Origin of the sequence: Serratia sp. NPDC078593, from assembly GCF_050268245.1 — a bacterium.
Lineage (GTDB): Bacteria > Pseudomonadota > Gammaproteobacteria > Enterobacterales > Enterobacteriaceae > JBNNGK01.
This window is the reverse complement of sequence record NZ_JBNNGK010000018.1, coordinates 21,463-47,333: the sequence shown is the minus strand read 5'-3', so window position 1 is coordinate 47,333 and position 25,871 is coordinate 21,463. Positions and strand designations below refer to the sequence as shown.

Here is a 25,871-nt window from a genome sequence, read left to right as displayed (position 1 = left end):
TTATTCGAGAGAAATCCAGGTGGTTTTCAGTTCGGTGAATTTATCCAACGCGTGTAATGATTTATCGCGGCCGTTGCCACTTTGCTTATAGCCGCCGAACGGAACGGTCATATCGCCTTCGTTATAATTATTAATGAAGACTGAGCCGGCTTTCAGTTGGCGAGCAAGACGATGGGCACGTGACAAATCTCGTGTCCACAAGGCGGCACCGAGCCCGTATTCGCTATCATTGGCCAGCGCTAAGGCCTGTTGCTCGCCGTTAAACGGCGTCACAACCACTACCGGGCCGAAGATTTCCTCCCGTGCGACGGCCATCTGGTTGTCTACCTGGGTCAAGATGGTGGGGCCGAGATAGCTGTCATGATCGCCCAACGGGTGTTGGCGGCCATCAAGAAATAGCGTTGCCCCTTGCTGTATACCCTGCTCGATAGCCTTGGCGACTTTTTCGCTGTGAGTCGCGTCAATCAGCGTGCCCATCACCGTGGCCGGATCGAGTGGGTTGCCGGGGATGAAGGCGGCCGCGTAGTGGCGCAGTTTCTGTAAGAATGCCTGCTGGATGCTTTCTTCTACCAGCAGGCGGGTACCCGCAATGCAGACCTGGCCTTGATTGTAGAAGATACCAGCGGCCGCATGCTGTGCCGCTTTATCCAGATCCGGGCAGTCTGCGAAAATAATATTGGCGCTTTTACCGCCCGCTTCCAGCCATACGCGTTTCATATTTGACTCGCCAGCATAGACCATGAGCTGCTTGGCGACGGCGGTGGAACCGGTAAAGGCGAGGGCGTCTACGTCGTTATGCAGCGCCAGCGCTTTACCCGCGTCATGGCCGTAACCGGCGACGATATTCAGCACGCCATCGGGCAGACCGGCCTGTTTGGCTAACTGACCAAGATAGAGCGCGCTTAAAGGGGACTTTTCTGAGGGTTTGAGTACCACGCTGTTACCTGCGGCTAGCGCAGGGCCGAGCTTCCAGCAGGCCAGCAACAATGGGAAGTTCCACGGAACAATGGCACCGACCACACCGATGGGTTCACGCGCAATCAGCGCCAGCGCATCACCGCCGGTGGGGGCTATTTCGCCGTATACTTTATCAATGGCTTCGGCATACCAACGAATGCACCGCGCGGCGCCGGGAATATCATCACGCAGGCTGTGGCGAATCGGTTTGCCGGTATCGAGCGTTTCCAGCAGGGCTAACTGTTCTGCATGCTGCTCTATCAGCGCCGCCAATTGCAATAATGTGTTCTTGCGTTGTGTCGGGGTGGCGTGTGACCAGTCGCCGCGCGCAAAAACGTCACGCGCGGCGCTGACTGCCAGATCGATATCAACGCCGGTGCCGCGCGCCGCCTGTGTCAATTCGCATCGTCTGGCGGGATCGTCCACCGCAAAGGTTCCCCCTTCGGCGGCCGACAGATATTGGCCATTAATAAACAGTCGGTTCTCAATAGTCAGGGCTTGCGCCCGTTGCTGCCAGTATTGCAGGTGGTGAAAGTCCATACCTTGCTCCGTTAATCAGAATGTCGTCGGTGTGTGGGCGCTGACAATGCGACAAATACGTGCCGACGTGTTGCTGAAACTGTGGGGAATGCCGGTGTTGATGGCGTAACTTTGGCCTGCTTCCAGGTGGTAAACTTGGCCGTTAACCTGCAATACCACTTCGCCTTCCAATAGGGTGCCGATCTCTTCCCCCTGATGTTTAATGCGTTCGCCGGTGGTGGTGCCCGGCTCATAGGTTTCGATCATCATGGCCAGCGTGCGGTTGGGGTCACCGTTGTGGATCAATTTCATTGAAACGCCTTGGCTGCCAATTTCGATCAAATCTTTATGTTCGATCACAATTTGCGGCTCTGCCGGTTTCTCCGACTCTGCGAAAAATGCCGACAGAGAGAGGCCATACACCGTCAGTAATTTCTGTAACGTACTGATGGCGGGGCTGACTTTGTCCTGCTCAATGGTGCTGATCGCGCTATGGGTTAATCCAGACAGTTCGGCCACGCGGCGCTGCGACAAACCTAATTGCTGACGGATCTGTGACAGACGTTTTCCCGGTGCCAAGCTGACATCGCTCATGGGCGTTTTTCCTTGCGATAGTGTTGACATGCGGTAATGAACCCCTCAAACAGCAGGCGGGAGAGCGCGTATTCATCGCTGTTCCACTCCGGGTGCCATTGCACGCCCAATGCAAATGGCTGATCGCGGAGGCTGATCGCTTCCACCAACCCATCGGCAGCGTGTGCTTCAATCCGAACGTTGGAACCGAGGCTTTTGGCACCTTGTCCGTGCAGTGAGTTGACCCAGAATCGGTTGCAATCAGGAATCAATTGCGAGAGCAGCCCGCCTTCTTCCACGATCACTTCGTGGGCGGGGGCATACTGTTGCTCTAATGGCAGATCGTGATCTTCGCGGTGTTCCAACAAGGTAGGCAATTCATATAAACGGCGATGCAGGGTACCGCCGGTGGCCACCACCATTTCCTGCATGCCGCGGCAAATGGCGAAAAGGGGAATGCGCCTGTCTAGTGCCAGGCGGATCAACGCCAGGCTCAGTTCATCACGCCCTGGATCGGCGTCAGGCTCATCGCCGTTTTCACCATAAAGGTGCGGCTGCACATTGCTGGGGCTACCGGGTAGCATCACGCCGTCAAGATGCGGTAATAAATTTTCTAGCATATCCGGCGTTGCCAGCGCATGCGGCAGCGCGACGGGTAATCCGCCAGCGGCAACGACCCCATGCAGGTACTTTTCTTGCAAGGTCTGTGTTGGGTGTTGGTTTAACCTGTTCCTGCACATTACGATACCGATAATCGGTCTGTTAAATATATTGCCCATGCTATCCCCTTTGTGTGTTCGAAATTATGAACGATATGCCTAATTGTTGTCTCCATTGTTCAATATTTAATAAATCTAGCAGTCAAAAAACCAATATTCAAACCAAATTAACACTTGAAAAACAATTTTGTTGCAACTATGTTTCATTGGTGGGCATTATATCGAGCAGGATAATCGTCAATCACGACGGTGATAACGTGTGAGAACCACTGACCAAACATAACGGCGGGTGAACCATGCAGACCAACATTGTAGAAGTGGAAAACTTTGTTCAAAAAAATGAAGACAGACGAAGTAGTTCCTTCCAGCGTGAAGTGAAGACATTTCTAGAGCGCTATCCGTTAACACAACATATTGATGTTTTGTTGACCGACCTTAACGGCAGCTTCCGGGGTAAACGTATACCAGTCGCTGGGCTGAACAAGTTAGAGAAAGGGTGTTACTTCCCGGCGTCGGTATTCGCGATGGATATTCTGGGTAATGTGGTTGAAGAGGCGGGGCTGGGGCAGGAGTTAGGTGAGCCGGATCATATTTGTGTGCCGGTGCTGGGGACGTTAACGCCATCGGCGGCCGATCCGCAATATATCGGTCAGGTGTTGCTTACTATGTTGGACGAAGATGGCACTCCCTTTGACGTTGAACCACGCAATGTGTTGAACCGCGTATGGCAGCAGTTGCGCCAGCGCGGATTATCGCCTGTGGTAGCGGTAGAGTTGGAGTTCTATCTGATCGATCGTCAGCGTGATGCCGAAGGCGATTTACAGCCGCCATGTGCGCCGGGCACGCAGGAACGTAATACCCAAAGCCAGGTCTATTCGGTGGATAATCTCAACCACTTTGCTGATGTACTCAGTGAGATTGATGAACTAGCGCACTTGCAGGGCATTCCCGCTGATGGTGCGGTGGCGGAAGCCTCGCCCGGTCAGTTCGAAGTCAACCTGCATCATACGCATGATGTGCTACAAGCCTGCGACCACGCGTTAGCGTTAAAGCGCTTGATTCGCATGGTGGCGGAAAAGCATCAAATGCAGGCGACCTTTATGGCTAAGCCGTACGAAGAGCATGCGGGCAGCGGTATGCATGTCCATATCAGTATGCTCGACAATAACGGCAGTAACGTCTTTGCCGATGATGATGGTGAAGACTCTGCGCTGATGCAGCAGGCGTTAGCCGGGATGATCGCGTTGATGCCTGCGTCGATGGCCTTGTTGGCACCGAACGTTAACGCTTATCGCCGCTTTCAGCCGGGCATGTACGTACCGACGCAGGCCTCTTGGGGCCATAACAACCGAACCGTAGCGTTGCGGGTTCCGTGTGGCGATCGCGATAATCACCGAGTGGAGTATCGTGTCGCCGGCGCTGATGCGAACCCTTATTTAGTCATGGCGGCGATATTGGCCGGTATAGTATACGGATTAGAAACGGCGCTGCCGTTGCCGGAACCGGTGACGGGTAACGGTTTAGAGCAAGAAGGCTTGCCGTTTCCGATCCGTCAGAGCGATGCGCTGTATGAATTTGAACATAACCCAGAGCTGACGGCCTTGCTCGGTAAACGATTTAGCCATGTTTATCTCGCCTGCAAAACCGATGAACTGGTACAATTTGAGCGCTTGATCACCGAAACTGAAATTGAATGGATGCTGAAAAACGCCTGATTCATGCAACCAGACTTACCGCTCGCGTAAGGCGTATTTTGTCGGCTATCCTGTGGCCTGGCGAGGCTGCGCGTCGCGGTTGCTTTCTTCCTATTGGGCGTACAGGACGCCGGTGAGGAAACTCCCATGACAATAAGCGCCACCGAAAGTAATGACGCGGACAAACCGCAACTGCGAAAGTCCCTTAAATTGTGGCAAGTGGTCATGATGGGGCTGGCCTATCTGACGCCGATGACGGTATTCGATACTTTTGGTATTGTTTCCGGTGTGACGGATGGTCATGTTCCTGCATCTTATTTATTTGCGTTAGCGGGCGTGCTGTTTACTGCCATCAGTTATGGCAAACTGGTGCGCCAATTTCCTGCCGCAGGCTCCGCCTATACTTACGCACAAAAAGCGATAAATCCCCACGTGGGTTTTTTGGTCGGCTGGTCATCGCTCTTGGACTATTTGTTCTTACCGATGATTAATACCTTACTGGCAAAAATTTATCTCACCGCGTTGTTTCCTGAGGTTCCTCCGTGGGTTTGGGTGGCTAGTTTTGTGTGTATTATGACGGCCATCAACCTGAAAAGCGTTAATGTGGTCGCGAACTTCAATACGCTATTCGTTTTAGTGCAACTGATGATTATCGCGGTATTTATTTTTTTGGTCATCCATGGATTAAATAAGGGGGAAGGGGTTGGCACCGTATGGAGCTTACAACCTTTTGTGAGTGAAAATGCGCACCTGTTACCGATTATCACCGGGGCGACCATTCTGTGCTTTTCATTTCTCGGTTTTGACGCCGTCACCACGTTGAGTGAAGAGACACCCAATGCTGCTAAAGTTATTCCGCGCGCTATCTTCTTGACGGCCTTGTATGGTGGCGTGATTTTCATTAGCGTTTCATTTTTTATTCAGCTGTTTTTTCCTACTATTGAACGCTTTAAACAACCGGATGCCGCGTTGCCGGAAATTGCCCTGTACGTTGGCGGAAAGCTGTTCATGTCTATTTTTCTGTGTACCACGTTCATTAATACGTTGGCCTCCGGTTTGGCGTCGCAGGCCAGCGTTTCTCGCCTGTTGTATGTGATGGGGCGTGATAACGTATTCCCTGAAAAAATATTCGGTTATGTGCACCCGAAATGGCGGACGCCGACGCTTAATGTGGTGATGGTTGGCATCGTGGCACTATCCTCGCTGTGGTTTGATTTGGTCACGGCTACTGCGCTGATCAATTTCGGTGCGCTGGTGGCGTTTACTTTCGTCAATCTGTCGGTAATCAGCCACTTCTTTATTCGTGAAGGGCGCAACAAGACTTGGCGCGATCGCTTTCACTTCCTGATTTTGCCGTTGGTTGGTGCACTCACCGTCGGTGTGCTGTGGCTAAACCTGGAAAAGAGCTCGCTGACGATGGGGCTGACATGGGCTGCGTTGGGCTTTGGCTATCTGGTGTATCTCACCCGGCGTTTTCGTCAACCACCGCCCCAGTTTAAACGTCAAACGCAGCAGTAATGCCGTCGTCGCTTGGGGGGCATATCGACTCCCCAAGCTTGCCGAAGCGACTTACGTGGGGTCTCTACAACACGGCAGCCCCGTGCTGTCTGTCACGCCAAACCCTGAACCTTTTTGTGGCTAAACTTTTATTTTTTCATGCCCCGCGGTACAGTGAAAATCCCGATAAAAATTAAAGTAATGGAACTCTCTTGATGTCCTTATTATCTGCGTCGCAGAAAGCCACATGGATGGGATTATTGGCGATAGTGTTATGGAGTAGCGTCGTGGGTCTGATCCGCAGCGTCAGTGAAGATTTAGGCCCTATCGGCGGTGCGGCGATGATCTACAGCGTGGGGGCGGTTTTCCTATTGGCGGTGATGGGGGTGCCTAAATTGGCGTTGTTCCCGAAAAACTATCTGATCGTCGGTAGCCTGCTGTTTGTAGCGTATGAGATCTGTCTTTCATTATCCTTGGGCTATGCCAGTAATCGGATGCAGGCGATAGAGCTTGGGATGATTAACTATTTGTGGCCGAGCCTGACGGTATTGATGGCGATATTATTTAACGGGCAGAAGGCAAAATGGTGGGTTATGCCGGGATTGGCGTTAGCGCTACTGGGTATTGGTTGGATAATGAGTGGGGAGGGCGGTTGGTCGCTGGCACAAATGCGGGTAAATGTGTACAGCAATCCTCTCAGTTATTCGCTGGCATTTAGCGGAGCGATTATTTGGGCTATTTATTGCAACGTCACCAAACGTATCGCTCAAGGCCATAATGGCGTCGTGCTGTTTATTACGCTGACCGCGTTAGCGCTGTGGTTGAAGTATGCCTTTAGCTCTGAAAGCAGTTTACATTTTACTCTGCCTGTCACGCTGACGGTGCTGTGTGCCGGTATGGCGATGGGGACCGCGTATGCTGCGTGGAACGTCGGTATTCTGCATGGCAATATGACGCTGTTGGCCACGGCGTCTTATTTTACCCCGGTATTGTCATCGGTTTTTGCCGCCGTGGTGCTCAGTACTACGCTGACCATCAATTTTTGGCAGGGTGTGATGATGGTGACTGTTGGCTCTTTGATCTGTTGGCGGGCAACCCGTGCTTGATTGATGGATGATCGTTGATATTTTCCATCTCACAGGGGACTAAATTCTACTAAGCTATGATTACGTCTTCTGTCAAAAGGAACCTGCACTATGAGAAGCGATATTCTGTTTATTCAGCAACCTAGTATTGACGATCAGGTATACTCACGCGGCGATACGGTGCGCTTGACCACCGCTAATCTACGCCATGAATACCAGCTTGATGTCAGTATTCTACGGCGTGAAGGAAAACAAATCGTAGGGGCAGTGATCGCGGCTGCGCCGAAAGTCGACATCCCGCCTAAAGAATGGGAGGTTGCGCGTGGCGATGAGGTGATTTTTCGCGATGAAAACATAGCTAAAGCGTTGCCAGGTGCGCGCTGAACCGCTCCCGACGTGACGCAGCACCTACCGCTTATCGGTGTCTCACTGTCGCTCAGTTAAGCCTGAGCGGCAGGGTAGCCATGTTGTAACGCCAGACATCATAGACAAAGCACTCTACAGCCATGAACGCCTTCGCACCTTGGTGTAGGCAATCGTCACTTCCCCTTGACCGCTCGGTTTGCAACCGCAATAAGTTGCGGCTCGCTGATAGCGACCGAAAACACCGCCCATCACCTACTCTCGTTAGCTAAACGGTACGAGGCCGTGCACCGGTTTTATGCTTAACAAGGCTCGTAACACTAATTTCTAATACTGGTTGAAATGGGCACAAAACCTGCATAAAAAATCTTCGTTCATGACAAAAATCACATCGATTGTGAACTTGCATGAAACATAATTTGACAAATGAGAACGCAATCGATTACTTATTCGCAAAATGGGTAACTGGATCACAGATTATTACACTCAGTGATTTCTATAATGCGCGCGGTGTTCGGTTAATCGTGCGTGACACCCGATGTCGTTCAGACTCATTTGTCATCTTTTCTAACGGGCAGGCAATGGCCCTTTAAGCATGTGGTAATAAAATGAAAAAAATCGCTCTTGCAGCAGGTGTACTTCTGGCAACCTCTTACAGTGCATCATCGATGGCTGATAGCAAAGACGGACAATTTCTTTCGGATTGGTGGCATCAAAGTGTGAACGTAGTCGGGAGTTACCATACCCGCTTCGGACCACAGCTGAATAATGACGTGTACTTGGAGTACGAAGCGTTTGCCAAGCACGAATGGTTCGATTTTTATGGCTATATTGATGTACCGAAATTCTTCGGTGTCGGTAACACGCCAGACCGCGGTATCTGGGACAAAGGTTCGCCGTTGTTTATGGAGATTGAGCCGCGCTTCTCTATCGACAAGTTAACCGGTGCCGATCTGAGCTTTGGCCCGTTCAAAGAATGGTATTTTGCTAACAACATTATCTATGACATGGGCCGCAATGATTTATCGCGCCAGAGCACGTGGTATATGGGGTTGGGTACCGACATTGAAACAGGCCTGCCGATGAGCTTGTCGATGAATATTTACGCCAAATATCAATGGAAGAACTACGACGCAGCGAACCAGAACAGTTGGGATGGTTACCGATTTAAAGTGAAATACTTTGTGCCGCTGACCCAGGTTTGGGGCGGTAACCTGAACTATATCGGTTTCACTAACTTTGATTTCGGTTCCGATCTGGGTAAAGACGATTTTAAAGTCGGTGGTCGCCAGGCGCGTACCAGCAATTCGATCGCTTCCAGCCATGTTTTAGCACTGAATTACGATCACTGGCACTACTCGGTGGTGGCACGTTACTTCCATAATGGTGGGCAATGGCAGGATGGCGTTGATATTGAAGCGCCTCAGGGGCCAATCAAATCTACCGGCTGGGGTTACTATCTGGTGGTCGGCTACAACTTCTGATCATTATCGCCAAAAAAACCCCGCTTTATTCGGCGGGGTTTACAATCTGAACAAGATAATACTCTTGCTGCGGCCGCGCTGTTTGGCTTCACGCCCGGAATTTAATTGGACTGTTGGCGGCTTTCTTCGTTTGTTGTCATGACAACACGTCTTCGCACGGTAAGTGTTTTACCGGCATAAATAATCGTCCTTTGATCACATAGCATTCATTATCGATCCACTTGATAATTTGTTCCCTGCTCACGCCTTCTGATTGCGCATAGCGCTGAAGATCGCCGTTAAAATGCTGCGTGATGTATTCCATTAGGGTCATTTGCATTTCACTTGCTCCTGAACGCCCACCCGTTGCCAGCCTGGCCACCGCGGGAGGTTAAGGTTTGTTTGGCGACAAATTTAAGATATTAGCAACAAAATCTCAACACTAAGCGCCCTTTGGCGTTGTCGCGCTAATTAAATAGGAAAAAGAATCCCGAACGGATTGTCGGGAAACAAGGTTTCTTATCACATTTGGATGACATGAAAAATTTGAGGCGTAAGAAAAAAAAGTAAGCCAACTCTTTCTTTTACCCGACCAAAATACTGAAATCCCTATTAAGCTGCAAGAAAAAACTGACTAAATGAGACGGTAAAACCGAATAATTATGCGTGGTAGGGTGTTTTTGCATCTTTACCGATGAATACAGTAAATCAAGGGCTCTTTGCCGGTTTTTATCCTGTTGTGGGGGGCTAATGGTTATAATCATTCGGCAATATCATTTGATTCAATGGAGTAATAACTTGAAAGCACGGATTTGTATCGCAGCGGCCTTTTTCTTATTAGTGGCCTGCGATCAGCAACCTAAAATTGATGCGTCTACTGACGTCAGCATGAAAGCGTCAATCCAAAAAATTCGCGAGTCGTTGCCGACGGATAAGCAAGACGAATTTGAAAACGCACTGAGAGCGATTGCTTTAAGTCAGGTTAATCTTAAAGACCTGATGGCTGATAATGCCGATCACGTTTTAGGCGAAAAATTGAGAAAAGCACTAGACGGAAAAACGAGCGAGCAAGTGATCGCCGAAGGGCAGAAAACGAGAGAGGCGTTCCAACAGCGGCTATCAGGTAACTAACAATATCGGGTTACGCTTGTGGCCGTCACGCCGGGCAGATATAAGATTTTTCCGCATGCTTTATGGGGTGAATTACACTTATAGTGATTTTCGTTCCCCCATATAGGATGTTGTAACATGAAAAAACGGCATATGCTCCTGTCAACACTGACGCTGGCGCTATCTCTGGGTATCTTCACCGCGCCGGTTTTCGCTGAGCGCGGCGGAAAAGATAACGGGCAGGGGAATGACGCCCATCATGGCAACCACGGTAAAGACAAAGGCCATAGTGATGGCCGTGCAAAGGGGCGGCCTGCGAAAGGGAACCACGGCGAGCTGCTTTCGGTTAGTCTGTCTTACGATCGCGTACGCCCACTGGCGGTAAAACAGGGACTAACCGGCTATCGTCGCCTACCGCCGGGTATCGCTAAGAATCTGGCGCGAGGTAAGCCATTACCCCCCGGCATCGCCAAAAAGGCAGTGCCGTCCTCACTATTAAACCAGTTGCCCCATTATCCAGGATACGAATGGCGTATTGCGGGTAATGATCTGGTATTGGTCGCGCTCAGTACGGCCATTGTTGCTTCCGTGATTAACGGCGTATTCGACTAATCCTGTGGAATCTATTTCAACGTCAATGTGAATCTTGTTTTGATGGTGCTGGTCGGCAGGCACGACGAATAGGTTTCGCTTATCCTTGAACCCCTAAGCGCGATGGTGAGTTTTTATTTCAGGAGAGCGTGAGAATATGCTTAAAATGATGTTGATGACGGGGATATTGTGCAGTTTTTCTGCCTTAGCCAATGATGCTGTGCCCATCGCCGAGGTGGTCAATCAACGACTTTCTTATATGAAAGACGTAGCCGGTTACAAGGCTCAACACCATTTGCCCATTGAAGACCAAAAACAGGAAAGCAAAGTGTTAGCCAGCGCACAAGCCGAGGCCGAACAACTAGGCTTGGACCCGGAGTCGGTAAGGCCGTTTATCGAGGCGCAGATGGATGCCGCGAAAGCGATTCAGTATCGTTATCGAGCCGATTGGTTGTCGCAGCCGGAAACAAACTGGCAGCCCCGGCCATTGGAGCAGGTGCGAACGCAGATTGCCAACCTGAGTAGCGAGATATTACAGCGTCTGGTGCGGCAGGTGACAACCGGCGCGATCGGCGAAAATGAGCGCCAAGCATTCGTGAAGGTCATTCAGCAGGCTAATTTGAGCGAGGCGGATAAGCAGCGGCTCTTTGATACCCTGCTGGCAGTCAAAACCAGCAAGGCGACATAATGGATTGATTAACCATGGATTACGGTGCTGCGCTTGTAGGTCAGTACCCGGCTGCGGTTGGCGATTAGATCGACGTTATAACCCCGGAAATACAGGCAAAAACGTTTAAGCCACGGGCCATCTTGGGATTCAACCAGCATTCTGCCGTGACCCAGCGAGCGCAAGGTTCCCGTTTGCGCTGCAGGACCAACGCCGATATGCACCTTATTGTCGCGAATTTCGAATGCGGTGCGATATTCCGGGTGATACCAGATGCCTTGCACGTTCTTCAGACAGTCATTACTCGGCGTGACGGGCACAAAACAGCGCGGCACGTGGCCAACTTCACCTTCCACCGCCGTACCGGTCCATTTCAGGCGTAGGGGCTGGTGGGCGGATAAGGACACCGCATAACCCTCCTTATCTTGATACAAGGGTTCGTCACGGCCTAAATAGGCCAGATGGCCGTTTTTCACTTCAAGCCAATAGGGGGCGGTGAGCGTCGCGTAAATGCCGTCAGGAATGGCGGTGCTGCGCGGCGGTAGTGTTTCTTCCAGTAATGCGGCCATGACGTGCATTGCGATGCCAAAACTGTCGCAATCTTCGCGGTTAGCGACCACCACCACACCCGCATTGCACGTCGGGGCCAGCAGAAAATGACTTTTATAACCCGCATGCGAGCTGCCGTGGCCGAGTAACCGATGCGCGCCCAGCGGCGTGTGAGCGAGACCCAAACCATAATTGGAATTTATATTGTTGCTCAGTTTACGCGGCGTGCTTAATTGCGCCAGAACCTCCGATGCGGATGGACAATGGGTTAGCAGGCACTGTAACCAGCGGACCAGCGCATTTGCGCTACCGGCTAAACGGCCAGACGCGGAAAGAGGCAAACTGCTGCTGGCCAGTTGCCAGCCCTGCGCTACGCGCCGATATCCGGGTACCAAGCCCGGTACAATATCGCACTCGTTCTCCGGTGCATGCAGTTGAACCCCTAGCGGCTCAGCGATGTGTTGGTGTACCAGTTGATCGAAGCGATATCCTTGCGCTTGCAACGCTATTTCCAACAGCTGATAGCCGGTGTTGGTGTAGCTGATTTCATCGCCCGCCGGGTGATTCAGTTTGCTCAGGCTATGAATGAAGTTCATCACTGGTAACGCATCGCTAACGGTTTGCGCAGAGACTCCCAGCAAGCCAAGCGTTTCCCGTACGTCGGGTAAACCACTGGTCATATCGAGCGCTTGGCCGACGTTGACCTCAGCGAATTCTGCCTGTAACTGTGGCAGTAGGTCACCCAAGCGTTGTTCAAGGTGTAACGCATTATTGGTTGCATTCAGCGCCAACGCGGCGAAGATATGCTTGGTGATGGATGCGTATCGCACCACACTGTCTGCTGTGAACGGCGTGTTATGCGCCAGATCGGCCAAGCCAGCACAGACCACGGCCTGTGTTTGGTGAGCGTCGAACACAATGATAGCCCCACCGGGTTCGCCTTGGCCGTGCCATTCGGCCAGTAACCGTTCAGCGATGGCGTGGGCATCGCGCCAGTTTAGCGGGGTATCGGTCATGATTATCCTCCAGAGTTATGTAAAAAAGACTGATCTGCGCAGTGCGTTAGCGCAATCGCAATAGGGTTAACGGTGCCCTCTGCCGTTCATTTATACCGTCATACTTCACGTTGCATGTGCGTTGGCTGCACTCGTTCACCTGAATCACTTACTAGAGTAAGCGCGTCGGGATTCACTTCCTTGCCGCCTTCCTGCAACGCGAATTATTGAGGGTATATGTCTGCCACGGGCAGCACTTTTTGAGCGATTGTGGCGCAGCCATAGCATCGACAGCCGCCGTTTTGTGCGCTGCTTGGAGAGGAAAAGATCGTTTCATTTAAATTTGCGATGCAGTACGCAAAATATCGACGAGCAGCGTTGCCAAGCGGAAAACTGCTGATAAGCGCGAATGGCGAAGGTGGGGGCAATGAGCGCTCAGGCCGGTGTTAACATGCCTGAACGCGGGAATAAAACGTGGGGATCAGCGCTGCTGCGCGCCCCAATCGATCATGCTTTCGAGCAATTGCTGCAACAGTTGTTGTAATGGTGCAGCGCGCGCGGCATCAAAGGCGAAAGGAGACTGTTCCGACATATAGTTCACCTGCGCCAGCTCTAACTGTACCGCATGCTGGTGCTCAGACGGTTTCCCATAGGCACGAGTAATGTACCCACCTTTGAAACGGCCATTAAGCACATGACTAAAGCGTTGCTGAGTGTCGCAGCACTCCACCAGCCGTTTACTGAGGCTGTCGGCACAACTCGCTCCGGCATTAGTACCCAAATTTAAATCTGGCAGTTGGCCGTCAAACAAACGCGGGATCACCGAGGCGATGGAGTGAGCATCAAACAACAATGCGTAGCCGTGTTGGGCTTTCAGCCGAGCCAGCTCGCTCTGCAATTGCTGATGATAAGGTTGCCAAATATGTTGGAGATAACCGTCGCGCTCTTGATCCGACGGCGCTTTACCCGGCAGGAAGCTCGGCCGGCCGTCGAATAACACATCAGGAAACAGGCCGGTGGTGGCGGTGGTATACAGCGGCTTATTGTCGGATGGGCGGTTAAGATCGATCACAAAACGCGAATAGTTGCCCACCAATATACTGGCGCCGAGAGTACGAGCGAATTCATATAACTGCGGGATATGCCAATCAGTATCAGGCAATGGGCGGGCGTCGTCGGTTAGCCCGGCTTCTACGGCGGGCGTTAACTGGGTACCGGCGTGTGGAATACTGATCAACAGCGGCAGGCTACCGGTGTGGAATAGAAAGGGATCGGGCAGAGTCATTGACGTACTTCTCCTCGGAAAATCACCGTACAGGGCAGTTGCCCACCTAACCAATACGCCAACTCTGCCGGTCGCGACAGCGGCCAGTGAACAAAATCGGCGACTTTACCGTTTTCCAGTGAGCCGTGGCTCGCTTGCAGGCCAAGCGCGGTGGCGGCATTCAGTGTCACCCCTGCCAACGCTTCTTCTGGCGTGAGGCGAAAGAGGGTACAGGCCATATTGATCATCAGGCGCAGCGAGAGCGCGGGCGAAGTGCCGGGGTTCGCATCGCTGGCAATCGCCATGGCAACCTGGTGTTTACGGAACAGGTCGATCGGCGGGCATTGGGTTTCGCGCAGTAGATAGTAAGCCCCCGGCAGCAATACTGCCACGGTGCCGGCAGCGGCCATTGCTTGCGCGTCTTGTTCGGTGGCATATTCAAGATGATCCGCGGAAAGCGCCTGATGCCGGGCTGCCAATGCGCTCCCACCGAGAGCTGAAAGCTGCTCCGCGTGTAATTTGACCGGTAACCCGGCACGTTTGGCTGACTTAAACACCTTCTCCACCTGTTGCGGCGAAAAGGCCAAATGCTCGCAAAACGCATCAACGGCGTCAGCCAACCCGGCGGCGGCCGTCTCAGGAATGATGACGTCGCACACCAGATCGAGGTAATCGTCCGCGCGTCCGGCGTATTCTGGCGGCAGGGCATGGGCGGCCAAACAGGTGGTTTTCACCTCGATCGGCAGTATTTCAGCCAATCGCCGTGCGACGCGTAACATTTTCAATTCACTTTGTGGTGTCAGGCCATAACCGGATTTGATTTCAATACAGGTTATGCCCTCCTCTAGTAGTGGTTTCAGCCGAAATAGCGCCTGTTCCAGCAATTGCTCTTCGTCTGCGTCGCGCGTGGCGTTCACGGTTGAGAGGATACCACCGCCTTGCGCAGCGATTTCAGCATAGCTCACACCGTTAAGACGTTGTTCGAATTCGGCGCTGCGGTTGCCACCAAAAACCAGATGGGTATGACAATCAATCAGGCCGGGCGTCACAATGCCACCGTCGAATTTCACCGTTTTAGCGGCGATGATGGACGGTAGCGCGGCCAGTTCACCAATCCAGACGATCTTGCCGTGACGTACCGCAATCGCGCCGTCATGGAGGATGTGATATTTACCGCCACGCATAGTGACGATGTCTGCCCCATACCACAGACTGTCGCAGTGAATCTCGGAGGTCATCTTTACCGCTCCCACAGAGTTGTATATACAATCAAATACAACCTAGCGCATTCGCTTGAAAGCGGCAAGGGGGGATGAACAATTTGTTATCAAGATGTGATCACGCAAGCCGGACGGCATGGAACCGCCCGGTATCGCATTAAACCTCGTGGGCGAAACGGCCAAAAAGCTGATAGCGGCTGCCGGGATACAGCAGGCGCGCAGACGTGACCACCGTTTTATCCGACCAGGTTCGGCGATGAATCAGCAGGCAGGGTTCACTCTCATCCAACTGTAATAACTCACGTTCTTGGCGAGTAGGCGCTACCGCTTCAACGATGTGTTCGCCGGCGGTGAGCGGGGCGGCTTGGGTCAGATAGGTATGCGGCGTGACGTGCTCGAAATTTTGCGTCAGATAATCGGGGGCGATAGGTGGATTGACGCAGCGGTTTTCTAATTGTACAGGCATCTCGTTTTCGTAATGCACGATTTGCGAGTAAAACAGTTGTTGCCCCGGCGAAATACCTAATGCGCGGGCTTCTTCGGCGTTGGCAGCTCGCGCGTTGAGTGCTAACACTTTGCTGCTGTGGCGATGGCCGCGCGCGGCGATTTCATCAGCAATGTTATGCACTTCCAACAGCGCGGTGTGCGCCTTCGCCTCTGCGACAAAGGTGCCGACGCCTTGCATGCGGATTAGAAAACCCTCGCTGGTTAATTCACGCAGTGCGCGGTTGATCGTCATGCGGCTGACGCCGAGTTCTGCGACCAGTTCGCTTTCTGAGGGCACGCGTTGATGCGGTTGCCAGTGGCCCGCACGGATTTGATTCATGATGGCCTGCTTTACCCGCTGATAAATGGGGGCAGGAGTATCGTTCATTGCAGCAGCCAGTTGTAACACGGTCTGTTGATCCACCACGACGTTAACCTCGTCAAATAAAAAAATAATAACACCAGTTTACTGTTGCTGTCGGCGTATGTATATGTATATACAAGTAAGCGCTAATTAACCAGAATTCTACAATTAGCCTACAAAACGCGCGTGCTGCGCGCCTTATGCTGTTACACCAACCTTGGAATATTGCTATGCCTGCTTATTTCGCCACACGCGCACTGTTGCCCACGGGCTGGGCTCATCGGGTTCGGCTGGATGTCGATAGCCACGGTTTTCTTGTTAATGTCACCCCAGAGTCTAGCCCAGAAAATTGTGTACGCCTAAATGGCGATGTGGTGCCAGGGATGCCGAATTTGCACTCCCATGCCTTTCAACGCGCCATGGCCGGTCTGGCGGAAGTCGCCGGTAATCCTCAGGATAGTTTCTGGACGTGGCGCGATTTGATGTATCGGCTGGTGCAGCGTCTGACACCAGAACAGGTAGAAATTATTGCCCGTCAACTGTATATCGAAATGCTTAAGGGTGGTTATACCCAGGTAGCGGAGTTCCATTACCTGCATCATGCGGCGGACGGTAAACCTTATAGCGAGAGTGGTGAAATGACTGGTCGGCTGAGCCAGGCGGCACAGCAGGCTGGCATTGGTATGACGCTGTTACCGGTGTTATACAGCTACGCCGGGTTTGGTGCGCAGCCGCCGCAGGACGGGCAACGGCGCTTCATTCAGACGACCGACAGCTACTTGGCTCAGCAGCAGGTGATTGCACGTCAATTGGCCGGGGTGCCGTTGCAGAATCACGGCCTGTGTTTTCACTCGCTGCGGGCGGTTGAACTGCGGCAAATGACGCAAGTTTTGGCCAGTTCGGACCACGCGTTGCCGGTACATATTCATATCGCCGAACAGCAAAAGGAAGTGGACGACTGTGTGGCATGGAGCGGTCAGCGCCCGGTGGCTTGGCTGTATGAACATTTGCCGGTCGATCGGCGCTGGTGTCTGGTGCATGCCACCCATTTGGACAGCGTTGAACTGACGCTGTTGGCGCGCAGTCAGGCTGTCGCGGGATTGTGCCTGACAACCGAAGCCAATCTTGGCGACGGTATCTTCCCCGGCGATCGCTATTTGCAGCATCACGGCCGTTGGGGCATAGGTTCAGACAGCCATGTTTCCCTCAATGTGGTGGAGGAGTTACGCTGGTTCGAATATGGTCAGCGGCTGCGCGATCGTCGCCGTAACCGATTGACGATGCCCGAACAACCGGTGGTAGGAGACGTCTTGTATCAGCAGGCGTTACAAGGAGGTGCCCAGGCCTGCGGGGTGGCGATAGGGCAATTGCGTAGCGGTTATCGCGCTGACTGGTTGGTATTGGATGGTGACGATCCGTATCTTGCCGCCGCCCCGGATGCATCCATCCTTAACCGTTGGCTGTTTGCCGGCGGCAAAGAGCAAATACGTGATGTGTTCGTGGCGGGTCAACAGGTGATTGCGCAGGGGCAGCACGCATTACAACAGCAAAGCAGCGCGGCGTTCTTGCAGGTATTAAAAACCTTTCAGCGGGAGGTGTGATGCAAGTCACTTATTTTGATTTTGAACGGTTACCGGTTAGTCCTTGGCGTAATGGTGGCGGGGAAACTCGGGAGATTGTTTGCCAGCCGCTACAGGGTGAAGCGTTTGACTGGCGCGCCAGCATTGCCACCATCGCGCAGGCGGGGCCTTTTTCTGCCTTCAGCGGTATCGATCGTTCAATTACCTTGCTTGAGGGCGACGGTGTTCATCTTTACGCCGCAGGCCACATCGATCACCGTTTGACGACCCGTGGCGAACCGTTTTCTTTTTCCGGTGATGTTGCGTTGCATGCGGAACTGCTTGGTGGCAGCAGCCAGGATTTTAATATTATGACGCGGCGCGGGCGCTGGCGGGCAAATGTACAGCCAATCACCACCGCGACTACGCTGCCGGTCGGCCATGCGGGGGTGTTCTATGTGTTGTGCGGTGATTGGCAACTGCAACAATCACCGCCGGTTACGCTGACGGCGCGGCAGGGGGGCTGGTGGCCTGTAGCGACCCGCTGCGGCGGCGTTCGGCCATTGACGCAGGATGCACTCGCGCTCTGGGCCGATCTCACCCCACAAGAAAGCGGCTAGAGTCCGTGGCTCAGTTATGGGATTATCCCCTCTTTATCACTGAATTTGAGAAGGGTGCATGGCGTCGCTGAAAGATGTCGCAAAACTTGCTGGCGTATCGTTAATGACGGTATCGCGCGCGATCAACGAGCCAGGCAAACTGCGCGAAGACACCTATCGCCGGGTAAAGCAGGCCATCGATCGGCTGGAGTACGTTCCCGATCTGTCCGCACGGCGCATTCGCGGGGATGGTGGCCGGATACAGACGATCGGTGTGCTGGCATTAGACACCGCGACCACGCCGTTTTCGGTAGAAATGATCCTGTCGATTGAGAAAACCGCCCGTGAGCACGGTTGGCATAGTTTTGTGGTCAATTTGTTCGCTGATGAGTCGGCAGATAAAACCGTTGATTTATTATTGGCACACCGTCCTGATGGGGTGATATTCACCACCATGGGGCTGCGAGAGGTGACGATACCAGCCAAGCTGTTGGATAAACGTCTGGTGTTGGCGAACTGCGTTAGTGCCGATCAACCGGTTGCCAGCTATATTCCTGACGACGAACAGGGGCAATATGATGCGATGCGTGCGTTGATCGCTAAAGGCTACCGCGCGCCGTTGTGTATTCATTTGCCGGAGAATACGCTGGCGTCGGGCCTGCGACGGCGCGGATTGGAGCGCGCCTGGCAAGAGGCGGGGGGGAGTCTGTCGCAATTAAAACAATATCATCTGGATTTAACCGGCGGCGACGCGCATTACCGTGACTGCATGGCATGGCTGACGCGGCATTTCGCGCCGGGGCGAGCGGAGTGTGATGTGGTGATTTGCGGTAATGATCGCGTGGCATTTCTGGTGTATCAAATGCTATTGGCTCAGGGCTGGAATATTCCGCAACAGGTGGCGGTATTAGGGTATGACAATATGGTGGGCATTAACCAACTGTTCCAACCGCCGCTCACCACCGTGCAGTTACCGCATTATGAGTTAGGGCGACAGGCGGCGTTGCATCTGATCGAACAGCGCGAGCACCGCGATCCGGTGAAGGTGCCATGCCCGCTGCTGTTGCGTGAATCGCTATGACATCATGACCAGATACTGTTCAATGCCCAACCGGTTATCTCGCTAAACGAGGCATGGCCACTTTCGGCAAACAGGCTAATGCGCCGGTCGCCGTCTGCCGGATAAATGCGACTAGTCAGGCAAGCTTCGCCGTGGTTAACGAACACCTCTAATGAGGAACGGTCAACAAAAATGCGCAATTGCAGTGAATCGCCAATGGGTAACGGAATACTGCGACAGCCGCACAGCGCGGGTTCATCGCTAAAACGCTCTAATACCAGTCGGTGCGCTTGATTGTCCACGTACAGCCGCGCCGCCGACCCCACGCTTAAGCCATAGCGTTCGGCATCGCTGTCGTGAAGATGCAAGGTGACGACGAGTTCTTGCAACGCCTCTTCAAGCACGAAGTGCTGATTGTTCAATGGTGTTGCGTTAAATGCGTGTGTTTTCTGCCGTAGCGCCGTCAATTCGCGCGCAGGGCACATCAATACCTTATCGTCTGCGGTTATCGACAGCTCACGCGGTACCGTCAATGCCCCCGCCCAACCCTGCGCTTTGCTGGGCATGGGGGAGTCCCACATATCCATCCAACCGAACAGCATACGGCGGCCATCGGCGGCGACAAAGGTCTGCGGCGCGTAGAAATCGTGTCCGGCATCTAACTCAACGAACGGCTGGATAAGCTCGAATTCAGCCCCTGGCTGCCAGTTGCCAAGGAAATAGCCACTTTGGAAGCGATTACGGTAGCGGTATCCCTGAGCGGTTAAGCCTTGCGGTGAGTACAGTAGCAGGTGGCGTTCGCCAAGAGCGAAGAAGTCCGGGCATTCCCACATATACCCCTGATGTGGGCTTGCAGCGCTGGCGAGTACCCGATCGAAGCACCAATCGCGTAAGTCGTGCGAATGGTACAGACGTACCTGACCGAGATCGTGCTGTTTGGCGCCGACCACCATCCACCACAGGCCATCTTGCTGCCATACCTTCGGATCGCGAAAATGCTGGATGCCATCGGGTGGCGTGAGAACTGCCCCGTGTTTGGTGAAATGTACGCCGTCCTCGCTGGTGGCCAGGCATTGTACTTCGCGCAGTTGGCTGTCGTCACCCGGTTCACCGAGCCAGACGTGACCGGTATACAGCAGCGTCAGTATGCCGTGGTCATTGACCGCGCAACCGGAAAAACAACCGTCACGATCCTCACTGTCGCCGGGGGCGAGTGCAATCGGTAAATGTTGCCAATTTACCAGATCGTGGCTGATGGCGTGCCCCCAGTGCATTGGCCCCCAGTTTTCGTCATAGGGATGGTGCTGGTAAAACACGTGGTAAACGCCATCAAGACAAATTAAGCCGTTAGGATCGTTGATCCAGCCTGCTGCGGCCGCCAGATGAAAGCGCGGGTAATAGTCGTCTTTGCGCTGCGCTTGCAGCGTTTCCAACGCGTGATTGGCTTGAGCTAAAGTATTTTTCATGGAGTTGGCTCACTTACGGAATGAATGAGTGGTTTGCCCGCGGGATCACCCCCGCGCAGCAGGAAACAGGAAAGCAGGGTGGTACAGGCAACGGCACAACCCATCAGCAGATAAGTATCGGCAAAGCCAATATGGTCATAGCCGTAACCGGCTAACGGCGACAAGATACTGGCCATGACCTGAGTGATAAATTGAAAACCGACCAGATACAACGTCGAGGAGAGTCGGCTGTCAAAACGGCTAGCGATATATTTAAAGATCGCAATTAACAAAATGGGTAATTCGACGGCGTGTAGCAGTTTCATGGCGGAGATTAACAACGCACCGTTGACTAGGCCGGAGCCGAACATACGTAGCGCCATCACGCTGCCTGCCAGCAACAAGCCGCGTTTGGCACCGATACGGTTGATCAATAACGGAGCCAGGAACATGCCGCCTGCCTCGAGAAACACCTGTAATGAATTGAGAAAGCCGTACATCTCATTACCTTGCTGAGGCGTTGAGAATTGTGCGGCGAAATACACGGAAAATTGCTGGTCGAACACGTTGTAAACACTGATACCGATCACAAACACCACCAGAGCCCAAAAGCCGGGTAACTGCAGCAGATCGACCGCGTCTTTTAAGGTGAGATTTTCCGGTTTGCCATAGGCCAGGCACGACATCGCATTGGGTTTCAATTCACGAATCTGACTGAGCAACAGAATGAATATGATTGCTGAAGCTGATGCCAGCCAAAAGTTGATATTGGGATTAACGTTGAACATGAATCCGGCGAAAAAGGTGGCGCTGGCCCAGCCAAGCGAGCCCCACATGCGAGCACGACCAAATTCGAAATCCACGATACGGCTGACGCGTTCCGTATACGATTCCAACGCACCGATACCGGCAAAGAAGGTGGCACCTATAAATAACCCACCGACCAGTGCACCGCCTATCAGGTTATAGGCCAGCAGGGGGGCGTAGACATAGATAAAGAATGGCCCGGTTAATAACAACATCACGCCAAGAAACTGCAGCAGGTGTTTGCGCAGGCCAAGCTTATCTTGAATGAAACCGTAAAGCGGTTGCATGCATAACGCCACCAGCGAAATGGCGGAAAAGATCAGTCCGGTTTCTGCTCCTTTCAGCCCGATCTGTTGATTTAGCCATAGAGAAATCAATGAAAAACTGGCTGACCAGGTAAAGAAAAAGAAAAACAACAGGCCGCTTAGGAGGACGTAATATTTTTTTGTTTCGCGGTTCATGATGAAGTCCTGGTGAGGAAAGAGTGCATCAATTGTTAACGTTAACTTTGTGGCTTGGGAAGTTGTCATCCAGCGTGGTTGCGATGTTAATCACAAAAGTTAACGTTAACACTTGTGCTTTGTGATCGTTATCACGCTCGTTGAATTAACGGGGGTAGCGAGGAAACACTGTTAATGAATGTGATAACCCGCAGTGCGGATCGCCGAGTATTAACCTACTGGAGGGGCGGGCGGCATAACGCTGGGTTTCTCAGCTTACAGAGCTAGTGGCAGCAAAGCTGCTAAATGGGACATCGAGCTTTTTTGAACTGGATCTGAGTAAAAGTCACTCACCTGTAAAATGGTTGACATAGCGATTACCCATTGATGATTCAGAGAGTGGGAATGTTGTCACAGGAGCAGACTTTTGATGACAGGGATGTGTGGTTTTTGCTTGCTGACGAGTTTTCTTTGGTTCTTAGGTATGACCGATAAAAGCCGTTGAGGATTTGCCATTCAACTGAAATTCTGACAAGTACAAGGTATTACCCTGAATCAATAAATGCATTCCCCTCAGGTATTCTCTACGTTGAAGGATGAACAGAAACAATCCGTCCTAGTATGCCTCAGTGCGGGGAGCCGTTGCCCGAGAATTCAATGCTACCCTCAGATTAAAACAATACAATTCAGCAGGTTAAGTTACCATGCCTGACAAAATATTGCTTTTTTATCTCCCGCCCACGACGGTAAAATGTCATTTGGGTTATGATGGATGCTATTTCCCATTTAAAGTGCAAGGGATTAGCATGGAAATTATTGGCGACAATACCAGCAGAACCAGCCTGATACCCACATGTAAAGTCGTTCAGTGTCGTGGAAAACAGCATAAATACTGGCTTGAACTCCAGTTTGTGGATGAGGACAATAATCCGCTCTCCGGGCTGAATGTGCGGCTGGAATACCATCCGCTGGCCTCTGCAGAAGAGGTGACAATGTGGAAAAAATACAAGGACTATGATTTTAATCCCACACCTCCGCCCAATCCGCCTGCCGGTGTCACCGATAGCCAAGGGTTTGTCCGGTTCGACGATCTGTACTGGATAGCGGTTGACGTGAAAACTGATGCCCAGCCGCTGGCCGACGAGATGGAAAAACGGCCGCTGGGACTTCGACGCAACCCGAACAGCCAGCCGGTGAGCAACAACATGTTCCGGCCAGAAACCCGCGATCCCAAATGGCGCTCAGACGTGCAGGAAAAATCCGAGACTGCTGGGTATATCCATCACTATGTGACTATTGGCGAGCTTTGCGACCGGCTACCGGAGATAGGGGGCTGGACCGACCCGGAGCCACCACGGTTTCATTTTCCACCGGGGCGATCGCTGAAAGGGACGGAGATAGCGAGAGAGGCGCTGGATCAGCGGCATGTTATTGAAATCTGTCCGTTCCGGGCGTGGGTGTTGGATCTACATGATACGAAAGACTATGACCTCGCCAACGGGCTGAATCTCGGCATTATGGCCGATCTTGTTTATGCTGCTGAGGCGAAGAACCCGACCATCGATTATTTTTTCCGTCAGAAGTGCTTGGATCTATCCTGTGTTCCGCAGTTTGCAGAGTACCCGGCTTACTTTCACACGCTGGCGGTGGATGTCCCGTTCCGCGACCGCTACCAGCCACCGGTCTACCTGAACACCGGTGAGGGGCCAGGCGGAGAAGGCGATACCCGCCTGTTTACAGTGGAATGCGGTACGCACGTGCTGGTTGCCTGGTGCGGCACAGACAGTTTGCTGAACATTCTGACCGATTTCTCCTTCGGGCCGAAGCGGTGCCAGCCGGAACTGGCCGGAGCGGGAAATGTTCACGGTGGTTTTCTGGAGGCCTATCAGTTGGCGAAACAGAAGTTTGGCCGCGAAATGAATGCGGTTAGTCAAGTGTTAGAAGATGGAATAAAGACTTTGTTTATTTGCGGCCATAGTCTGGGCGGCGCGCTGGCACTGCTGTACGCCGCCGAGATGAAAGCCAGCTTACCGGTACTGTACACCTATGGAATGCCGCGTACCTTCACCCGCACAGCGATAACATCACTGAGCGGCATCACGCATTACCGTCACGTCAACGACAATGACACGATCACACAGATCCCTCCGGATGCGGACCTTGATAATGCGTTCTACAAGACATGGGGGACGCTGGGAGACAAGCTGGGGTTCGACTGGTCGGTGACCACAGCAGTTGGACTCGGTGTGGCAGTACGGGATCTGACGTATCAGTCGCTGGGCTTTATGGAGAAAAAAGATCCGTACTGGCATCACGGTAAGACGGTAATATTTTTCCGGGCGCAGCAGTGCTCAATGCGTGCGGTCAGTCCGTACCGGAAACCCCTGATCGATGGTCAGATGTACACCCGGCATTTTGTGGACGTTAAGCTGTTTCTGGTGCCATCCCTGAATGATGAATGCCTGAAATCCACTGGAGAGCATCAGGCGGCGTTTATCCAGTGTCTGAATCCGGCCAGCCTGGCAAAGACCTTTCCGCAGAACACCAATCCGACGCTGAACGGCATCGGTACAGACCCTCGCAGCCATTCGATGGCGCACCGCTATCTGCCCTATATCCATAATCAGGTGCTAGAATTGGCCGATCCGTCACTGGATATGAGCAGAAAATCGATGCGGGAAAGGTTCCGGGAGGCGGTAGAGAGGGACGCATCCGGTAGTCATCCAGATGAGGTTGAGCGTAACCGCGAGTTCCTGGCGCTTCAGGATATGCTACCAGTGACGCTAAATCGAACGCAGACACATAAAACTGGTAAAAAAGCGCTGCTCCGCTTTGTCGCGGTAACGGAGGAAGATATTGAATTTTCTAATTAAAATAACTGCCTTCGCGTCCGCCGTTATATTTCTCGGTGGGTGTGATAACCGACCCAATCGCACGCTTTCGCCTCCTCCGGAGGCGAAATGGGTAAACGTGACTTTTCGGGGGCAGGAGGGGATAACGCTCCAGCCTGCAGAACTGCTGTACCGTTCAGAACGGTGCAAGTCTGTCCGCTATAACTCCAGCAATGAACCTCACGATATTCCCGGCTATAACGATATTGAGCAGCCATTCAGTTCGCCTGAAGGAAACGATATCTGGCAATTGCGTGTGGTCGTGGACGGCGGTGGCTCTTGCCAGTGGCGACTGAACTCGTTGATGGTGAGCTTCAAGATTGCTGATAATCACCCTCTGGCGAAAGGGAAAAAGATTATCGATACCAGCTATATCTTTGATTTCGGCGATTACGGACTCAGTGACGGCTATGGGACCGGACGGGCTAAGGTGATGAGCGGGGATCTAGATTTAAAAACAGATCTATTTCCTGAGATATTCATTAGCCATTTGTTTAAGGAGGAAACGTTGGAATTATTCGGGGGTGATACCCGTTATGAACAATTCACTCGCCGTTACCGGCTTAATGATACTCAGAATATAGTTATAGATCCTTCTGTACACCTTAATCAGGTTGTTATTCTTGAGGGACCCAATCCCAGGCCAGGTAAAATAAGTGCAACATATCCAGATGGAAGTAGTGAGGAAATAACTGGCACTAAGCCAGATTATGAAAAATTACTGACGATGAAATAATAAAGGTATGTTACCGGACACAGGCAAATAAAACCGGGAAAAATGCGCTGCTCCGCTTTGTGGCGGTAACGGAGGAAGAGATTGAAGATAACCCTTTGGTGAAGGGAAAAGAGGCGATCAATATCATTTATATCTTCGATTTCGGCGATTACGGAATCAGTGACGGCTACGGGACCAGGCGGGCTAAAGCGTTCAACGGTTGGATCTGAACACAGACT

23 protein-coding genes and 1 pseudogene are annotated in these 25,871 nt (G+C 52.4%); 14 read left to right on the top strand and 10 right to left on the bottom strand.

All coding sequences use genetic code 11. From position 1 onward, the window contains the following. The 3 genes from puuC to puuD are packed head-to-tail and all read right to left on the bottom strand — an operon-like array spanning position 1 to position 2,828. Positions 1–1,497: an aldehyde dehydrogenase PuuC gene (gene puuC, locus ACQKDS_RS17055; RefSeq protein ID WP_399672914.1), complete on the bottom strand. Its 1,497-nt coding sequence runs from the start codon at positions 1,495–1,497 to the stop codon at positions 1–3. Between the two features lie 15 nt (positions 1,498–1,512). Further along, positions 1,513–2,070: an HTH-type transcriptional regulator PuuR gene (gene puuR, locus ACQKDS_RS17050; RefSeq protein WP_399672916.1), complete on the bottom strand. Its 558-nt coding sequence runs from the start codon at positions 2,068–2,070 to the stop codon at positions 1,513–1,515. Further along, entirely contained in the window at positions 2,067–2,828 is a 762-nt protein-coding gene (gene puuD / locus ACQKDS_RS17045) for a gamma-glutamyl-gamma-aminobutyrate hydrolase (protein WP_399672918.1), read from the bottom strand. The genes puuR and puuD overlap by 4 nt, the downstream gene beginning before the upstream one ends. A gap of 236 nt (positions 2,829–3,064) precedes the next feature. Between puuD and ACQKDS_RS17040 the strand changes: the two genes are divergently transcribed. The 5 genes from ACQKDS_RS17040 (at position 3,065) to ACQKDS_RS17020 (ending at position 8,891) form a co-directional block, all read left to right on the top strand. Next, a complete protein-coding gene (locus tag ACQKDS_RS17040; RefSeq protein WP_399672920.1) occupies positions 3,065–4,483 on the top strand; it encodes a glutamine synthetase family protein in 1,419 nt (472 codons plus the stop codon). A gap of 126 nt (positions 4,484–4,609) precedes the next feature. Further along, positions 4,610–5,980 (top strand): APC family permease, encoded by a 1,371-nt coding sequence (locus ACQKDS_RS17035; protein WP_399672922.1) that lies wholly within the window; start codon positions 4,610–4,612, stop codon positions 5,978–5,980. Between the two features lie 194 nt (positions 5,981–6,174). Further along, positions 6,175–7,065 carry an aromatic amino acid DMT transporter YddG gene (gene yddG, locus ACQKDS_RS17030; RefSeq protein WP_399672924.1) on the top strand — a complete coding sequence of 297 codons (891 nt, stop codon included), beginning with the start codon at positions 6,175–6,177 and terminating at the stop codon, positions 7,063–7,065. A gap of 90 nt (positions 7,066–7,155) precedes the next feature. Next, positions 7,156–7,428, top strand: coding sequence for a hypothetical protein (locus tag ACQKDS_RS17025; protein ID WP_399672926.1), 273 nt, complete (start codon positions 7,156–7,158; stop codon positions 7,426–7,428). A gap of 587 nt (positions 7,429–8,015) precedes the next feature. Further along, a complete protein-coding gene (locus ACQKDS_RS17020; protein ID WP_399672928.1) occupies positions 8,016–8,891 on the top strand; it encodes a nucleoside-specific channel-forming protein Tsx in 876 nt (291 codons plus the stop codon). A 136-nt stretch (positions 8,892–9,027) separates the two neighbouring features. On the opposite strand, the gene ACQKDS_RS17015 is transcribed toward ACQKDS_RS17020, so the two are convergent. Then, positions 9,028–9,210 carry a hypothetical protein gene (locus tag ACQKDS_RS17015; RefSeq protein ID WP_399672930.1) on the bottom strand — a complete coding sequence of 61 codons (183 nt, stop codon included), beginning with the start codon at positions 9,208–9,210 and terminating at the stop codon, positions 9,028–9,030. Positions 9,211–9,620: 410 nt separating this feature from the next. On the opposite strand from ACQKDS_RS17015, the gene ACQKDS_RS17010 reads away from it, so the two are divergent. The 3 genes from ACQKDS_RS17010 (at position 9,621) to ACQKDS_RS17000 (ending at position 11,259) form a co-directional block, all read left to right on the top strand. Then, entirely contained in the window at positions 9,621–10,001 is a 381-nt protein-coding gene (locus tag ACQKDS_RS17010; RefSeq protein ID WP_399672932.1) for a DUF6694 family lipoprotein, read from the top strand. Positions 10,002–10,118: 117 nt separating this feature from the next. Further along, a complete protein-coding gene (locus ACQKDS_RS17005; protein WP_399672934.1) occupies positions 10,119–10,592 on the top strand; it encodes an anti-virulence regulator CigR family protein in 474 nt (157 codons plus the stop codon). Between the two features lie 136 nt (positions 10,593–10,728). Continuing rightward, positions 10,729–11,259, top strand: a complete 531-nt coding sequence (locus ACQKDS_RS17000) for a chorismate mutase (protein ID WP_399672936.1) — start codon at positions 10,729–10,731, stop codon at positions 11,257–11,259. Positions 11,260–11,267: 8 nt separating this feature from the next. On the opposite strand, the gene ACQKDS_RS16995 is transcribed toward ACQKDS_RS17000, so the two are convergent. From ACQKDS_RS16995 to hutC, 4 genes are all read right to left on the bottom strand, one after another. Continuing rightward, positions 11,268–12,803 (bottom strand): serine hydrolase domain-containing protein, encoded by a 1,536-nt coding sequence (locus ACQKDS_RS16995; RefSeq protein WP_399672938.1) that lies wholly within the window; start codon positions 12,801–12,803, stop codon positions 11,268–11,270. A gap of 460 nt (positions 12,804–13,263) precedes the next feature. Then, complete coding sequence (gene hutG / locus ACQKDS_RS16990; protein ID WP_399672940.1) at positions 13,264–14,067, bottom strand: N-formylglutamate deformylase; 804 nt, start codon at positions 14,065–14,067, stop codon at positions 13,264–13,266. Further along, on the bottom strand, positions 14,064–15,284 hold the full coding sequence (gene hutI, locus ACQKDS_RS16985) for an imidazolonepropionase (protein WP_399672942.1): 1,221 nt from the start codon (positions 15,282–15,284) through the stop codon (positions 14,064–14,066). The genes hutG and hutI overlap by 4 nt, the downstream gene beginning before the upstream one ends. Before the next feature lie 139 nt (positions 15,285–15,423). Then, complete coding sequence (gene hutC, locus ACQKDS_RS16980) at positions 15,424–16,179, bottom strand: histidine utilization repressor (protein ID WP_399672944.1); 756 nt, start codon at positions 16,177–16,179, stop codon at positions 15,424–15,426. A gap of 167 nt (positions 16,180–16,346) precedes the next feature. Between hutC and ACQKDS_RS16975 the strand changes: the two genes are divergently transcribed. Genes ACQKDS_RS16975 through ACQKDS_RS16965 form a run of 3 tightly spaced genes read left to right on the top strand, consistent with a single transcriptional unit; the run spans position 16,347 to position 19,355 of the window. Beyond that, the gene (locus ACQKDS_RS16975) at positions 16,347–17,717 is read left to right on the top strand and encodes a formimidoylglutamate deiminase (protein ID WP_399672946.1); all 1,371 of its coding nucleotides are present in this window, start codon (positions 16,347–16,349) and stop codon (positions 17,715–17,717) included. Further along, positions 17,717–18,295, top strand: coding sequence for a HutD family protein (locus ACQKDS_RS16970; RefSeq protein WP_399672948.1), 579 nt, complete (start codon positions 17,717–17,719; stop codon positions 18,293–18,295). Before ACQKDS_RS16975 ends, ACQKDS_RS16970 begins: the two co-directional genes overlap by 1 nt. A gap of 58 nt (positions 18,296–18,353) precedes the next feature. After that, complete coding sequence (locus ACQKDS_RS16965) at positions 18,354–19,355, top strand: LacI family DNA-binding transcriptional regulator (protein WP_399672950.1); 1,002 nt, start codon at positions 18,354–18,356, stop codon at positions 19,353–19,355. 2 nt (positions 19,356–19,357) lie between these two features. Here the strand turns inward: ACQKDS_RS16965 and ACQKDS_RS16960 are convergent, their stop codons facing one another. Beyond that, positions 19,358–20,800, bottom strand: coding sequence for a glycoside hydrolase family 32 protein (locus ACQKDS_RS16960; protein ID WP_399672952.1), 1,443 nt, complete (start codon positions 20,798–20,800; stop codon positions 19,358–19,360). After that, positions 20,797–22,047: an MFS transporter gene (locus ACQKDS_RS16955; protein WP_399672954.1), complete on the bottom strand. Its 1,251-nt coding sequence runs from the start codon at positions 22,045–22,047 to the stop codon at positions 20,797–20,799. The genes ACQKDS_RS16960 and ACQKDS_RS16955 overlap by 4 nt, the downstream gene beginning before the upstream one ends. Positions 22,048–22,413: 366 nt before the next feature. Here ACQKDS_RS16955 and ACQKDS_RS16950 point away from each other — a divergent pair. The 3 genes and pseudogenes from ACQKDS_RS16950 to ACQKDS_RS16940 all read left to right on the top strand — a co-directional run. Continuing rightward, positions 22,414–22,617 (top strand): annotated as a pseudogene (locus ACQKDS_RS16950) (hypothetical protein); the annotation flags it as partial. 215 nt (positions 22,618–22,832) lie between these two features. After that, positions 22,833–24,899 (top strand): lipase family protein, encoded by a 2,067-nt coding sequence (locus tag ACQKDS_RS16945; protein ID WP_399672956.1) that lies wholly within the window; start codon positions 22,833–22,835, stop codon positions 24,897–24,899. Beyond that, a complete protein-coding gene (locus tag ACQKDS_RS16940) occupies positions 24,883–25,653 on the top strand; it encodes a hypothetical protein (protein WP_399672958.1) in 771 nt (256 codons plus the stop codon). Before ACQKDS_RS16945 ends, ACQKDS_RS16940 begins: the two co-directional genes overlap by 17 nt. Positions 25,654–25,871: the final 218 nt, after the last annotated feature.

Excerpts from the sequence above, each read along its gene's own strand:
- puuC (WP_399672914.1), bottom strand. The coding sequence starts at position 1,497 with ATGGACTTTCACCACCTGCAATACTGGCAGCAACGGGCGCAAGCCCTG.
- puuR (WP_399672916.1), bottom strand. The coding sequence starts at position 2,070 with ATGAGCGATGTCAGCTTGGCACCGGGAAAACGTCTGTCACAGATCCGT.
- puuD (WP_399672918.1), bottom strand. The coding sequence starts at position 2,828 with ATGGGCAATATATTTAACAGACCGATTATCGGTATCGTAATGTGCAGG.
- ACQKDS_RS17040 (WP_399672920.1), top strand. The coding sequence starts at position 3,065 with ATGCAGACCAACATTGTAGAAGTGGAAAACTTTGTTCAAAAAAATGAA.
- ACQKDS_RS17035 (WP_399672922.1), top strand. The coding sequence starts at position 4,610 with ATGACAATAAGCGCCACCGAAAGTAATGACGCGGACAAACCGCAACTG.
- yddG (WP_399672924.1), top strand. The coding sequence starts at position 6,175 with ATGTCCTTATTATCTGCGTCGCAGAAAGCCACATGGATGGGATTATTG.
- ACQKDS_RS17025 (WP_399672926.1), top strand. The coding sequence starts at position 7,156 with ATGAGAAGCGATATTCTGTTTATTCAGCAACCTAGTATTGACGATCAG.
- ACQKDS_RS17020 (WP_399672928.1), top strand. The coding sequence starts at position 8,016 with ATGAAAAAAATCGCTCTTGCAGCAGGTGTACTTCTGGCAACCTCTTAC.
- ACQKDS_RS17015 (WP_399672930.1), bottom strand. The coding sequence starts at position 9,210 with ATGCAAATGACCCTAATGGAATACATCACGCAGCATTTTAACGGCGAT.
- ACQKDS_RS17010 (WP_399672932.1), top strand. The coding sequence starts at position 9,621 with ATGGTTATAATCATTCGGCAATATCATTTGATTCAATGGAGTAATAAC.
- ACQKDS_RS17005 (WP_399672934.1), top strand. The coding sequence starts at position 10,119 with ATGAAAAAACGGCATATGCTCCTGTCAACACTGACGCTGGCGCTATCT.
- ACQKDS_RS17000 (WP_399672936.1), top strand. The coding sequence starts at position 10,729 with ATGCTTAAAATGATGTTGATGACGGGGATATTGTGCAGTTTTTCTGCC.
- ACQKDS_RS16995 (WP_399672938.1), bottom strand. The coding sequence starts at position 12,803 with ATGACCGATACCCCGCTAAACTGGCGCGATGCCCACGCCATCGCTGAA.
- hutG (WP_399672940.1), bottom strand. The coding sequence starts at position 14,067 with ATGACTCTGCCCGATCCCTTTCTATTCCACACCGGTAGCCTGCCGCTG.
- hutI (WP_399672942.1), bottom strand. The coding sequence starts at position 15,284 with ATGACCTCCGAGATTCACTGCGACAGTCTGTGGTATGGGGCAGACATC.
- ACQKDS_RS16975 (WP_399672946.1), top strand. The coding sequence starts at position 16,347 with ATGCCTGCTTATTTCGCCACACGCGCACTGTTGCCCACGGGCTGGGCT.
- ACQKDS_RS16970 (WP_399672948.1), top strand. The coding sequence starts at position 17,717 with ATGCAAGTCACTTATTTTGATTTTGAACGGTTACCGGTTAGTCCTTGG.
- ACQKDS_RS16965 (WP_399672950.1), top strand. The coding sequence starts at position 18,354 with ATGGCGTCGCTGAAAGATGTCGCAAAACTTGCTGGCGTATCGTTAATG.
- ACQKDS_RS16960 (WP_399672952.1), bottom strand. The coding sequence starts at position 20,800 with ATGAAAAATACTTTAGCTCAAGCCAATCACGCGTTGGAAACGCTGCAA.
- ACQKDS_RS16955 (WP_399672954.1), bottom strand. The coding sequence starts at position 22,047 with ATGAACCGCGAAACAAAAAAATATTACGTCCTCCTAAGCGGCCTGTTG.
- ACQKDS_RS16945 (WP_399672956.1), top strand. The coding sequence starts at position 22,833 with ATGGAAATTATTGGCGACAATACCAGCAGAACCAGCCTGATACCCACA.